At 44.4% G+C, this 13,001-nt stretch carries 12 protein-coding genes; 8 read left to right on the forward strand and 4 right to left on the reverse strand.

Going from position 1 to position 13,001, the window contains the following annotated elements; all coding sequences use genetic code 11:
* Positions 1-33 precede the first annotated feature (33 nt).
* The 6 genes from KFE26_RS18840 to KFE26_RS18865 all read left to right on the forward strand — a co-directional run bounded on the left by KFE26_RS18840 (position 34) and on the right by KFE26_RS18865 (position 4,128).
* Positions 34-960 (forward strand): A24 family peptidase, encoded by a 927-nt coding sequence (locus KFE26_RS18840; protein WP_131523412.1) that lies wholly within the window; start codon positions 34-36, stop codon positions 958-960.
* Between the two features lie 39 nt (positions 961-999).
* Positions 1,000-1,617: a dephospho-CoA kinase gene (coaE, locus tag KFE26_RS18845; RefSeq protein ID WP_212601341.1), complete on the forward strand. Its 618-nt coding sequence runs from the start codon at positions 1,000-1,002 to the stop codon at positions 1,615-1,617.
* Positions 1,610-2,344, forward strand: a complete 735-nt coding sequence (gene zapD / locus KFE26_RS18850; RefSeq protein ID WP_212601342.1) for a cell division protein ZapD — start codon at positions 1,610-1,612, stop codon at positions 2,342-2,344. The genes coaE and zapD overlap by 8 nt, the downstream gene beginning before the upstream one ends.
* 73 nt (positions 2,345-2,417) lie before the next feature.
* Positions 2,418-2,627, forward strand: coding sequence for a DNA gyrase inhibitor YacG (gene yacG, locus KFE26_RS18855; protein ID WP_006083355.1), 210 nt, complete (start codon positions 2,418-2,420; stop codon positions 2,625-2,627).
* Between the two features lie 78 nt (positions 2,628-2,705).
* The gene (gene mutT / locus KFE26_RS18860) at positions 2,706-3,098 is read left to right on the forward strand and encodes an 8-oxo-dGTP diphosphatase MutT (RefSeq protein WP_131523409.1); all 393 of its coding nucleotides are present in this window, start codon (positions 2,706-2,708) and stop codon (positions 3,096-3,098) included.
* A gap of 493 nt (positions 3,099-3,591) precedes the next feature.
* On the forward strand, positions 3,592-4,128 hold the full coding sequence (locus KFE26_RS18865; protein WP_106649212.1) for a thioredoxin family protein: 537 nt from the start codon (positions 3,592-3,594) through the stop codon (positions 4,126-4,128).
* 66 nt (positions 4,129-4,194) lie between these two features.
* On the opposite strand, the gene KFE26_RS18870 is transcribed toward KFE26_RS18865, so the two are convergent.
* Both KFE26_RS18870 and rhlB read right to left on the reverse strand, forming a co-directional pair.
* A complete protein-coding gene (locus tag KFE26_RS18870) occupies positions 4,195-5,121 on the reverse strand; it encodes an exopolyphosphatase (protein ID WP_212601343.1) in 927 nt (308 codons plus the stop codon).
* Entirely contained in the window at positions 5,122-6,438 is a 1,317-nt protein-coding gene (gene rhlB, locus KFE26_RS18875) for an ATP-dependent RNA helicase RhlB (protein WP_063884693.1), read from the reverse strand.
* Between the two features lie 152 nt (positions 6,439-6,590).
* On the opposite strand from rhlB, the gene trxA reads away from it, so the two are divergent.
* Entirely contained in the window at positions 6,591-6,917 is a 327-nt protein-coding gene (gene trxA, locus KFE26_RS18880) for a thioredoxin TrxA (RefSeq protein WP_105250415.1), read from the forward strand.
* 209 nt (positions 6,918-7,126) lie between these two features.
* Entirely contained in the window at positions 7,127-8,392 is a 1,266-nt protein-coding gene (gene rho, locus KFE26_RS18885) for a transcription termination factor Rho (RefSeq protein WP_011787892.1), read from the forward strand.
* A 100-nt stretch (positions 8,393-8,492) separates the two neighbouring features.
* Here the strand turns inward: rho and KFE26_RS18890 are convergent, their stop codons facing one another.
* Positions 8,493-11,948: a zinc-dependent metalloprotease gene (locus KFE26_RS18890; RefSeq protein ID WP_212601344.1), complete on the reverse strand. Its 3,456-nt coding sequence runs from the start codon at positions 11,946-11,948 to the stop codon at positions 8,493-8,495.
* A 22-nt stretch (positions 11,949-11,970) separates the two neighbouring features.
* The gene (locus tag KFE26_RS18895; protein WP_212601345.1) at positions 11,971-12,840 is read right to left on the reverse strand and encodes a hypothetical protein; all 870 of its coding nucleotides are present in this window, start codon (positions 12,838-12,840) and stop codon (positions 11,971-11,973) included.
* Positions 12,841-13,001: the final 161 nt, after the last annotated feature.

A 13,001-nucleotide genomic window follows, 5' to 3' on the forward strand; every position in this document is an offset into this window, starting at 1 on the left:
TTCTCATCCTCAAAATATAAATAAGAACATCAAATGTCAGAATTTATCTCCCTTTTGGGCCAGTATCTAAACCAGAGTCCTTGGCTCTTTATTGTTTTAAGCTTTATCTTTGCCGCCACCATAGGCAGTTTTTTAAACGTAGTGATCCACAGATTTCCTGTAATGATGAAACGGGAATGGCAGCAAGAATGTAATCAGTATTTACAGGAATACCACTCAGAGATAGTCACACAAATCGGTATTGATAAACTCAATACACCTATAGATAGCTTCCCCGAAAAATATAATCTTGTGGTGCCGGGCTCTGCTTGCCCTAAGTGCAAAACGGCGATTAAACCTTGGCATAATTTACCTGTATTCGGCTGGTTAATGCTCAAGGGAAAATGCGCTGCTTGTCACGCCCCCATTTCCGCCCGCTACCCAATAATTGAATTCATCACGGGGCTACTTGTTGCGACTTTAGCGTGGCACTTTGGTCCAAGCTGGCAATTTGCCTTTGCGAGCATACTGACATTTATACTTGTCGCCCTTACTGGTATCGATCTTGATGAGATGCTGCTGCCTGACCAAATGACGTTACCGTTACTTTGGCTCGGCTTGATCATCAATCTAAATCATACCTTTGCGAGCCCAACCGATGCCATTATCGGTGCGGCAGCAGGCTATTTAAGCTTGTGGTCCATTTTTTGGCTATTTAAGATCCTCACTGGCAAGGAAGGCATGGGCTATGGGGACTTTAAACTGCTCGCCGTTTTTGGTGCTTGGCTCGGCTGGCAAATGCTGCCGCTGGTGATTTTACTTTCGTCCTTAGTCGGAGCAGTCGTCGGCATCACTATGATTGTCAGTAAACGCCTCAAGCAAGGTAATCCCATCCCATTTGGGCCTTATATTGCTGCCGCAGGCTGGATAGCCTTGCTATTTGGACAACAGATTGTTGATTGGTACCTATCAACACTGTAAAAGCTGGCAAACTAGGCACTGAGTTATCCGGAGTATGTTATGTCAAAGTTTATCGTTGGCCTTACTGGTGGCATAGGTAGCGGTAAAACGACTGTAGCCAATTTATTCGCCGCAGAAGGCATTACCTTAGTCGACGCCGATATCGTTGCCCGCGACGTTGTCGCTCAGGGTTCAAAAGGGCTTGAGGCCATCGTTAGCCATTTTGGCATTGAGATGTTAACGCCAGAAGGTGAACTCGATCGCGCCAAACTGCGGCAACGGATATTTAGCCACCCTGAAGAACGTGAATGGTTAAACCAGCTATTGCACCCGATGATCCGCCAAGAAATGCTAGCACAGGTAGAAAAAGCAACCTCGGCCTATGTAATTATGGTCGTGCCCTTGCTATTTGAGAACGGGTTAGATAGGTTAGTCAATCGGACTTTAGTGGTGGATATTTCGCCTGAGTTGCAAATCAGCCGCACCATAAAAAGGGACAATGTTGATGCATCTCAAGTAAATAACATCATTAACAGCCAATTGAGCCGCAGCGAAAAACTCGCCCGAGCCGACGACATTATTGATAATCAGGGAGAGATATCAACCTTAAAACGAGAGGTGCTAGCATTGCACCAACGCTATTTACAACTATCTGGTACTCATAACGCCCATGACTGAATTAGTTTACGAACAGCCCCTAAACGAGAAAATTCGCAGCTACTTGCGGCTCGAATACCTCGATAAACAGCTGCAAAGTAACCTAAGCAATGACCACCAACATAGATGTTTTTATCCGCTGTTTTCCCTCTGTGAATTATCTGAACGCTGCGATTATCGCAATGAAGTATTAAAAGATATTGAGCGGCACTTGCTGCAACTGAACAAATGGCAAGAATTAGATCACGTCGACCACCAGCAAATCAATATCTATATCAATGCCCTCACCCAAGCCCGCGAACCGTTACAAAAGCCTGAACGCTTCGGCAGCCAATTAAAACAAGACAAATTTATTTCCGCACTACGACAACGCTTCGGCATGCCAGGCGCTTGCTGTAACTTCGACCTACCACAACTGCATTATTGGCTATCTAAACCTTGGGAAGAAAAACAGCACGATTATCGCTCTTGGATAGCCCATTTCGAACCTTTACTTACCCCGATAACGTTACTACTTCAACTTACTCGTAGCACGTCCCATTACGACAATGCCGTTGCCCACGCAGGCTTTTATCAAGGTGACAGTGCCCAAGCACTTGCTTTGGTAAGGGTTAAAGTCGATGCTTCCCACGGGTGTTATCCTACGATTAGCGGCCATAAAAACCGTTTCGCTATCCATTTTGTACAGTTTGAACAACAACGCCACTCCGACCGTTCAATTGATTTCTTACTGGCTACCTGTGCATGAAGCCTTTACACTAATGGCCTGAAATACATTAGTATTGGCGGCCGCTTTATCGCCGTTAACCAAGAGAACAATTATGCCATTGACCGTTAACTGCCCTATCTGCAAAGCCCCTGTCGAGTGGGTGCCACAATCTGCATTTAAACCTTTTTGCAGCGAGCGCTGTAAGTTGATCGACCTCGGTGATTGGGCGTCAGAAAAACACGTCATCCCAGTCAAAGCCGAGTTTGATCCAGAAGCATTTGATGAATTTGATCTCGATGAAGGCGATTTTTTTAAAGAGTAATTTTGGGGTTGCACACGAATAACTCAGCTCAAGCCTTTAATGCACTTACTTTTACCCACTCATTAATCGATAAATATTATGACTAAACGCATCCATGTTGCCGTCGGCATTATTACTAACTCGGCCGGTGAAATTCTGTTGGCAAAACGCCCAGATCATTTACATCAAGGTGGGAAATGGGAATTTCCTGGTGGTAAAGTTGAGACAGGCGAAACTGTCACTCAGGCATTGATCCGTGAACTCAAAGAGGAAGTCGCGCTCAATGTCACTGATAGTCAGCCATTTATGGCGTTGAGTTTCGACTATCCCGATAAACAAGTGCTACTCGATATCCATTCAGTCACAGAATTTAACGGCACAGCTCAAGGCCTCGAAGGTCAGCTTATCGCTTGGGTCACTAAAACCGACTTAACCAATTACGACTTCCCCGAGGCTAATAAGCCTATTCTTGAAAAAATTCTGGCTCAGTAATCAAGTAATTTACCTTATCCTCTCAATGTGTTCTGTCCCCGAATCACAATTCGGGGATGAACTTTTTCAATGCCTTAACTCCGAAAAACATGTAATTATGTGATCGTTAAGCTTACATACCCAAACCACCTGAAGATGCAGGATTCAGCGGGAATTTAACGCACTTTAGGCAAGGCGGTTATTTGCAGACCTAGCGGGCTAAGTTAAAAATAACCAACACAGCATAAAGTGCGTTAAAACACGCCGGGATGGAGTGCCTAGGGCACTCCACTTCCGTGTTGCATCAATTCAAAAGGTGGCCGACATTTTGTCATCGATGCGCCTTGAATTGAAGCACCCTAGGCGCTCTGAAACTCGTATCTTCAGGTAGCTTGGGTATAGATATTAGCAATGCGTGATCTTGCTTGCAGCAAATCAATTAATCGCTTTAATCGTATCCAGAATAATGTTTGAATCGAATTTCATTCTTTCTCTTCGATTTCGAGGGCGCATCATGCACAATAACGTTAAGGCATTCCTAGCCACTACCGCCTTATTTTTTAGTTGTCAGGTACTAGCCAATGGTGGCTGTGGATTTGAAGAACAACAACAGGGTTTAATTGCGACCTGCAGTGAGGAGAAACAAGAAGTGATTTTAACTGGCATAGTAGAAGCACAACATTTAGTCACAGATCTCAATGAGTTTGCTGAAGGGTATAAAACCTATCAAGTCGATACCACTGCAATCACCCCGCTTAAAAGCATCACTGAACCTACAGAAATTGTAGTGATCATTGGTACTTGGTGCCCAGATTGTCACCGGGAAACGCCGCGCTTTATCCGTATTATGGAAGAAGTCACTAATCCCAATATTAAAGTGACCTATATTGGTGTCGACCGAACGAAAAAAGATCCCGAAGGCTTAGCCGCAAAATACGACTTTACCCGCATTCCAACCTTTATTGTACTGCAGCAAGGTAAAGAAGTTGGCCGCATCGTAGAACGCCCAACGGTTTCCTTAGAAAAAGATCTCGCCGATTTATTGAAATAATCGACACAGTACAAAAAATAAAGGCCGCATCGCGGCCTTTATTTTTTATACTGTTTCAATAAAACATTAGCTGACTTCGTCAATAATCCGCTGAGCTAACATCACTAAAACACCTTCACGTAATGCGCCGCCAGATAAGGCTAAATGCTCGATCCCCAGCAACTCAAACAAAGCCAATAAAATAGCGACACCCGCAGCAAAAGTCGGTGCTCGCTCACTGCAAAGTCCAGCAATCCCCATTAAGCTAATATCTTCTTGGGCGAGGATCTCAGCCTTCAACTGAGTAAGCACATCGAGTGTGATAGTTTCAGATAACCCTCGGTGAAGTAGCACTTCTACCACAGACTGTACAGCGCCGGAGGCACCAACGACACAATGCCAACCAAGATCACGTAGGGTTTGTCTATGCTCTGCTAATGCGATTAGCACTTGCTGCTTAGCATCATCAAAATCTAACTGCTGCAGCGGCAAACTGCTGAAAAATTGGCGATTATAAGTCACACTACCAAAGGGTAAACTGGTTTTGAACAGCACTTGATGCCCATCGCCAATGATAAACTCTGTACTCGCCCCACCGATATCAATAACCAAGCGACGGCCTTGACCACAAGTGGTCGCCACCATACCTTGATAGATAAGCTCTGCTTCACGCATACCAGAGATAATTTCGATCGGATGACCTAAGAGTGGCAATGCACGCTGATTAAACTCATCAGCATTGCTAATACTGCGAAGAGTTGCAGTTGCAATCACAGCAACATGGTTTGCTTCAATCTTATGTTGCACCAACATCTGGGCAAACATACTCAAACAGTCGAGGCCGCGCTGCATGACATCGGGGCTTAATTTGCCATCGTTGCCTATGCCTTCGGCGAGCCTCACCTTGCGTTTATATTTCGCAATAATATGCGGCTGACCACCACGCGTTTTGGCGATCAGCATATTAAAACTATTTGAGCCTAATGTTATAGCGGCATAAGCGGGTGTTGGCATTTACGAATGTCTACGTGTCCTATCATGACGAGGAGGGCGAGCACCACTGCGTTGAGCACCTGGGCGGCTTGCCCCTGAACGATCACGCAAGTTTCGAGTGCCGCTAGGGTGTTTACGGTGGATCTTCGCTGGCGTAGGAATATCGGCCAGTAAAGCTTCACTATCGTAGTTACTTACTGGAATCGAATGATTGATGTAGCTTTCGATTGCAGGCAAGTTCAATGCGTACTCTTCACAGGCAAAGCTTATCGACATGCCTTTGTTACCCGCACGACCCGTACGACCGATTCGGTGAACATAGTCTTCGCAATCATCAGGTAAATCATAGTTATACACGTGTGAAACGTCAGAAATATGTAAACCACGAGCCGCTACATCGGTAGCAACCAATATATCTAGTTGACCACTGGTAAATTGCTCAAGGATACGAATACGCTTTTTCTGTGGCACATCACCCGTTAATAAACCCACACGATGTCCGTCACCTTCAAGCCAAGACCAAAGCGTTTCGCAACTGTGCTTAGTGTTGGAGAAAACGATGGCTTTTTCTGGCCAATCTTCTTCAATCAAGGTCAACAGCAAACGCATCTTCTCTTCTTGGGAAGGATAGAAGATTTCTTCTTTGATGTTTTTGGAGGTTTTTTCTTCGGGGGCGATTTCAACTTTAACGGGCTCATTCATATGATCATAAGCCAGCTCTTGTACTTTCATGGACAAGGTTGCCGAAAATAACATATTAAGACGTTGATTTGCCTCAGGCATACGTCTAAATAAGAAGCGAATATCTTTAATAAAACCAAGATCAAACATACGATCGGCTTCATCAAGTACCACAGCCTGAATTGAATTCAAGCCAATAATACCTTGGCGAACGTAGTCGATAATTCGACCCGTTGTACCAATCAAGATATCAACACCTTGATCTAATACTTTACGCTGCACATCATAACTTTCACCGCCATAAACAATACCCACCTTTAAGTGTGTGTGCTTAGCGAGTAAAATCGCATCTTTGGCAATCTGAATCGCCAGTTCGCGAGTCGGGGCCATAATGATGGCGCGGGGCTGATTAATCAGTCGACCTTCAGGTATGGGAGTCGATAATAAATGATTAAACGTGGCGACCAAAAAGGCCATTGTCTTACCAGTGCCCGTTTGTGCTTGGCCTGCGATATCTTTTGATTGGAGTAATACAGGCAGTGATAACGCCTGGATCGGCGTACAAAATTCGAAGCCGTTCTCGGCAAGGGCCTGTTTAACCTCAGGATGTAGAGGTAGGTCGGCAAACCTTTGGGTAGATAGATGTGTTTCGCTCATAGCGCAAGCTTACCTGTTGAGGTTGCAATAAGATACTCGATCGTTTGAAATAGCCACATTGTAAAAAGGTAACTTGAAAAGCTATTTTTCAGCCCCAATATACATGGTAAGCCATTAACAAACCAGCAATGGCACCCAAACTGGAGAACATCATGAGCGATAAAATTATATACCTGAGTGACGACAGCTTCGAAAACGACGTATTAAAGTCTGATTTGCCAGTATTGGTAGACTTCTGGGCCGAGTGGTGTGGTCCTTGTAAAATGATCGCTCCAATTTTAGACGATGTGTCTGAAGAATATGCAGGTCGCTTGACTATCGCTAAATTAAACGTTGACCAAAACAATGTTTCTCCAGCGAAATATGGCGTTCGTGGCATCCCAACTTTACTGCTATTCAAGAACGGCGAATTAGCCGCGACTAAAGTTGGCGCACTCTCAAAAACGCAATTGAAAGAGTTTATCGACGCTCAAATCTAATTTGACGTCGTAATGAGTGACCTCCGGCACAAGCTATAAATTAATTGTGCCGGAATTTCCCTAAATTTCTGGACGCCCCGCTTTGTTAGTGCTACTTTAATAACCAGATTCTTTCTAATAACCTCTTCTCGCTCGTCAATCACTATCCTGAATTACATCCTTACTGATTGATCGCGGTAAGCTTTGTCGCGTAACACAAGACCCCCAAAATGAACTTAACTGAATTAAAAGACACGCCGATTTCTGACCTAGTCTCGCTAGCTGAAAATATGAAGCTCGAAAATATGGCCCGCGCTCGCAAGCAGGACATTATTTTCTCAATCCTTAAAGCCCACGCAAAAAGTGGAGAAGACATTTTCGGTGGTGGGGTATTAGAAATACTCCAAGACGGTTTCGGCTTCTTACGCAGCTCAGACGGTTCTTATTTAGCTGGTCCAGATGACATCTATGTCTCACCAAGCCAAATTCGCCGCTTCAACATGCGAACGGGTGATACCATTTTTGGTAAAATTCGCCCACCAAAAGAAGGCGAGCGTTATTTTGCCCTATTGAAAGTCAACGAAGTTAACTTCGATAAACCAGAAAACTCCCGTAATAAAATCCTCTTTGAAAACTTAACCCCACTCCACGCAGAAGAACGTATGCGTATGGAGCGCGGCAACGGCTCAACTGAAGATATTACCGCACGTATTCTGGATTTATGCTCACCGATTGGTAAAGGTCAACGTGGTTTGATCGTTGCACCACCAAAAGCCGGTAAAACGCTATTACTTCAAGGTATTGCTCAAAGCATCAGCTACAACAACCCAGAAGTGGTGTTGATGGTATTACTGATCGACGAACGCCCAGAAGAAGTAACTGAGATGCAGCGCCTCGTTAAAGGCGAAGTTATCGCATCAACCTTCGATGAGCCAGCCAGCCGCCACGTTCAAGTTGCCGAAATGGTGATTGAAAAAGCAAAACGTTTGGTTGAGCACAAGAAAGACGTCGTTATCTTACTCGATTCGATTACCCGTTTAGCCCGTGCTTATAACACTGTTATCCCATCATCGGGCAAAGTGTTAACCGGTGGTGTAGATGCAAACGCACTGCACCGTCCAAAACGCTTCTTCGGTGCGGCACGCAACATCGAACACGGCGGCAGCTTGACCATTATCGCCACAGCCTTGGTTGATACGGGTTCTAAGATGGACGAAGTGATCTACGAAGAATTTAAAGGTACAGGTAACCAAGAGCTACATTTGTCACGTAAAGCGGCAGAAAAGCGCGTGTTCCCAGCCATTGACTTCAACCGCAGCGGTACCCGTCGCGAAGAAAAACTCACGACTCAAGAAGAACTGCAAAAAATGTGGATCCTGCGTAAGATCCTCAATCCTATGGATGAAGTCAGCGCAATGGAATTCTTAATCGATAAATTGGCGATGACCAAGACTAACGAAGAGTTCTTTACCGCCATGAAACGCACTAAGTCTTAAGCCATACAAGATTGCATGAATAATAAGGCCGCTCACTGAGCGGCCTTTTGTTTATGTATAAAAAAAAGCCGCGAGTGCGGCTAATCTTGATTCAAGTGACTTAATCAAGCACAGGTAAGTAACTGAGCACTAACTGATCTCGACTTAGCTGGCTATCAATGATCTCCCCTACTGTGCCATTGTTTAACTTGATGGCAAGCGTGGCCTCCCCGGCTTGCGCCTTAAAGGTTTCCATCTCTTTAATTCGGTTAATCAGCGCGAGTGCTAAGGTGTTTTCTGCGGTTGCCGCGTACACTCGGCCATTTACCGTCACTTCTGCTTGAGTAGCCAATGCTGGGCCAGCTAAACGAATACCAACATATTCACGCCATACCCTAGCTTTTTGCTCGCCTTGATAATCACTGTCAACGGATGCAAGCACCACTTGGCGTAATATCATCTGCAGTAAATTACTCTTACCTTTTGGCTGCCCGTTAACAGTATCGAATTGGAAGTAACGTGATACCGAACGGTCATAATTAGGTAATGGCTCAATACTTTGTTGCGCAAAATCAGTGTAATAAGGCAAATAGCTATCGAGCTTACCACTCACGCCACAGCTTTCGGTAAAGAGGGGTGCATTACCACGAGTCAGCCCTGGGCCTTCGCCCATGGTCATCTTACACAACATATCTTTGAACACCGGACCCACATTAGGTAAATCAACCAATGCTTTATAACCAAGACTCGATGTACTACGTGGGGTAGTTCGTGATACTAAGGCTCTCACGGCTAACAATTTATCTGGCCACACCCCCAACACGTCGCGCTCATTCACATAGGGATGGTTAGGTGAGGACGCAGGCGTTTTAATACCGTTGAGTAAGCGACCCGAAAAGCTGACATCCGCCGTTAATAAATCCTGAAATTTAGGATTAATTTGCGATTTAATGATCAGCTCTTTCAAGGCTTCTGGAGAATCAGAGAACTGACTTATCACCTCACCTGGTTCAAACTTCACCTTCATATCGCCGCTTTTAAAACGATATTGTTCAAGTACTTTGCCAAAATTGTACTGTTGTCTTAAGGCCACGCTGCCATCGGCTTGCTTGTATGTCACATCGAGGGTCGCATCATTTTCTCCCACCAGCTTAAGGAAGAAATCTGCCGACTGATTCATCGCCCGCTGATTCGTGCAATACCAAGCCTCGCTACCTGCCGCCGCCAATCGTTCGCATTCACCAGCGAAAAAGTTTTCAGATAGACCAAATAATTGCTCTAAAAAGCTCACATCTTCAATGAATTGACGTATTTCATCAAACTGAGCTTTACGATTAATGGCGTAACTTAGGCTATGATCTTCAAATAAAGATTGACGATTATGGCGTAGGTTCATGGTCTCGTAGCTATCAAAATACTTCTCGATATAGAACTGATTAATATCATCTAAGTTTTTACCTGCATCACCACGATTACAGTTGCTGTTAAGGGACACATGTTCATCAGTGCAGTAAGAATACAGACGTAGGCTATTGTTTTGCTCAATGTTATAGAGCACGCCAAATCGAGTATCTCCATTAACAACCCCTTTGGCGAGTTCGTCACGGCGTTTGACATCTTCTGCTTTGAGCGATACAAATTCGTTGGCTTTCGTTTCCACTTCACGGGCATAACCAAAACGTAACGCAGCTAAGTCATAGGGTTCAAACGTGGTCGCAAACCGATTCACGTTGTAATCCATTTGGCTCGAAAACTCGGCATTAACAGTAATGTCTGGGTAACCTGCATCGCTAAAGGCGGCTTTTAACTCCGTCAGTTGCGCTTGGTTAAAGGTATTGTCGTGGTCGCGACTCCCAGCAAAGTTATGCCTTAAGCCAAAGGTATGTCCTAACTCATGGGTTAAGGTGCCAGCAAATGCTTGTGCGGCTAGGGCTGTCGTTAAGGCGTCTTGTAAACTTATAGGCAAATCTTCAAATGCCGCTAACTTACCGCCCACTTTGCCATCAACCCACATTTCAGCTTTTTTCCAGTCAATTTCATGACCTTTGATGCCGCGAGGTAATTCACGATCACTACCACCCGTAGCAAACACGGTATCCACATGCATCATTGAGTTTTCAGACCAAAACGCTTGTGTTTTTTCATCAAAATCCGCTAAAGCATCGAAACTATTATCCTTGGGAGTTAATAACATCGATTTGGGTGCAGCGATAAGTTGCTGAGTGGGTTGCTCAAATGCTGCCTCAACAGGCACGTTACCTAGGCTGACATCAGGCTTGTCCAAACGAGCGACATATGGCTCGCCCGTTAACGACGTCACTGAATTCGCGTCCAATTTGCCTCTGTTATAATCTAATCGCACTTGGCGATAGTAACGAACTGCGCCTTGTTTTAGATTCGAGCTGTATTGATTAACTCGCGCACTGACAATTTCACCTGTTAGCGGGTTTGCCGCTGATGGACCATAACCCGCCAAGCCATTATCTAGCGGCTCATCGAATAAGGTAATGTTGCTATAACGTAGATCGCCATGGCGTTTATCGTTTGCTTGCTCAAGCTTTATCTGTGGAAAACCGGTTTTATACAACTTGTTTTGAATGTTAATTGCCGTAACAGACTCAATGGCAGCATCCAAAAAGGGTTTATTTTTCGCATCGTAGAAATTATTACTCAGGTAATAAGTCAGTTCCGATTTGGCCGGATTGAAGCGATTTAAGTAAGTTCGCACATACCCGTCAACGCCCTCTGAGTCAGTCGCATCACGATAGGTATGTGAGGAGGTAAAGAAACCAAATGCTCCCTTTTCATTTTCAGCATAGGGAATCGCTTGATAGTCTTTACTGGCTAATTGATCCACCGCCACAATCGAAATAAACTCAGTGGTCGTAAAGGATAGGTTGTCGAGGTTGCCACCGTAAAATTGGTTAAAGCAACTTGGTGAAGCTTGATAAGTATGCTCAATTTCAAAGTTAACCACGCCCTTAGCTAAATCCATCTCATAGCCTTTTTGGCCTTGAGTATTCACTAGACGCGGGGCTTCTGTTTCAGTAACGCATTCTCCAAAGGTGAAAATGTCATTAATGCTCAACTCGGCAATTTTGGCTTTGGCAAAATCAGGGACAAAATAGCGCTTATCCTGCCATGTTAAATTAGCATCTGTATTAACTTGCTCAACGTTAACGCACTCACGCCATTTATCTTCGGTACATTTAAAGTCGATATATTCGCCAGGAATGGTTAACACTGGCGCTTGGTTATACTCATTAGGATAACGACTGTCATGGCCTAGTCCGATATTATCTCGGTCAATTTGACGTACTTGGATACCATTCTCAGTTTTATGCAAGGTCACCAACTTAGGATCACCTTGGGTAAAACCTCGCACCTCGGCAGCATAACGCGGAGCCTTACCCACGCTGCGAATGTAGAGATATTGCCGCTCAGTTGCTTTATCGATGTCGGCAGTGGTGACTTGCTTTTCATCTTTCGGGAGTTCTTTATAAGGCTCATCGCCGGCACCACACCCCACAAGGGTCAGTGCACTGGTGATCGCCAGACATACCATGGACTTCTTCATAGATTCCTCTTAACTACTGTTTTTATAGATATTTAGTAATTGACAAATAAAAGGTTGAACTCTTTTTGTCATAAATCTCAAATCCCTGAGATGTCCCCACTTCTGGGTTATAGAAACGACCACTATTGTTGTGACCAACAGCCAACACCCAATCAGGCTTAAACGACCAACCGAGTTCTTGGGCAAAGGTAAATTGATCATCGAGTCGACGACCGTAATAGTTTTTGGAAATCCGATAACGACCACTGATATCCAAATACCAATTGGCCGTTATTTGCCAATAAGCATCGAGTAATCCATCGAGTTGCTGTTCAACTAACACGCGTTCACCAGCGGTTTTGTATTGGTAAGCGTTGTAGCGATAGCGCGGTGAAAAATAAAAACTTAGGTTATCTAGCGGGCTCCAAAATAAGTACGCGGCAATGCGCGGCGCATATTGCAACTTATCTAGTTTTGATTCACGTTCTGCGGGCAGATACACACCTAAACTACCTTTCAATGAGACGGTATCGGTTAAGGCATACAGTGGCGTGCGGTACTCCAGCAAAGGATCATAAAAACTGGACTCTTTGCCATGTAGTGTTTGCTTTTCACCCCCAAGGGTAAACAGCACATTGCCCCAATTTGCCTTGTAATCGATACGGCTATCGATGTTGTAGGCTTGATAGGCGTAATAACTTTCCGAGTCATAAATGTTTCGCGTAAAACCCACATTAACATAGCCAGACCATTTTGCTGCTTGTGCATCCGTTGCTAGCTCAAATTCATTGACGGCCAATGCTTGACCGACAAAGGAGAAACTGGCCAGCATCACCTGCACGCAGAAAAGCACAGACCATTTATTTCGTCGACGAGAAATCGACGAATAATATTGATTATTCGTTGGTTGCATAATAAAACCTTGATTTATATTTTTAATTAAAAATCTTGATAGTGAGCATGCGCTCTATTTAACGCTAGGATGTACTTGCTTGAATTGATTTCATCCAATTAAGTAAAAATGAATAATAGTTTTCTATATTAGTAATATAACTACGTATAAATATGGTTAAG

This window comes from Shewanella sp. M16 (assembly GCF_018224605.1).
Lineage (GTDB): Bacteria > Pseudomonadota > Gammaproteobacteria > Enterobacterales > Shewanellaceae > Shewanella > Shewanella oncorhynchi.

Bases quoted from the DNA above. Each gene is read 5' to 3' on its own strand.
- KFE26_RS18865 (WP_106649212.1), top strand. From the start codon at position 3,592: ATGCACAATAACGTTAAGGCATTCCTAGCCACTACCGCCTTATTTTTT.
- KFE26_RS18890 (WP_212601344.1), bottom strand. From the start codon at position 11,948: ATGAAGAAGTCCATGGTATGTCTGGCGATCACCAGTGCACTGACCCTT.
- yacG (WP_006083355.1), top strand. From the start codon at position 2,418: ATGCCATTGACCGTTAACTGCCCTATCTGCAAAGCCCCTGTCGAGTGG.
- zapD (WP_212601342.1), top strand. From the start codon at position 1,610: ATGACTGAATTAGTTTACGAACAGCCCCTAAACGAGAAAATTCGCAGC.
- KFE26_RS18840 (WP_131523412.1), top strand. From the start codon at position 34: ATGTCAGAATTTATCTCCCTTTTGGGCCAGTATCTAAACCAGAGTCCT.
- KFE26_RS18870 (WP_212601343.1), bottom strand. From the start codon at position 5,121: ATGCCAACACCCGCTTATGCCGCTATAACATTAGGCTCAAATAGTTTT.
- trxA (WP_105250415.1), top strand. From the start codon at position 6,591: ATGAGCGATAAAATTATATACCTGAGTGACGACAGCTTCGAAAACGAC.
- mutT (WP_131523409.1), top strand. From the start codon at position 2,706: ATGACTAAACGCATCCATGTTGCCGTCGGCATTATTACTAACTCGGCC.
- coaE (WP_212601341.1), top strand. From the start codon at position 1,000: ATGTCAAAGTTTATCGTTGGCCTTACTGGTGGCATAGGTAGCGGTAAA.
- KFE26_RS18895 (WP_212601345.1), bottom strand. From the start codon at position 12,840: ATGCAACCAACGAATAATCAATATTATTCGTCGATTTCTCGTCGACGA.
- rhlB (WP_063884693.1), bottom strand. From the start codon at position 6,438: ATGAGCGAAACACATCTATCTACCCAAAGGTTTGCCGACCTACCTCTA.
- rho (WP_011787892.1), top strand. From the start codon at position 7,127: ATGAACTTAACTGAATTAAAAGACACGCCGATTTCTGACCTAGTCTCG.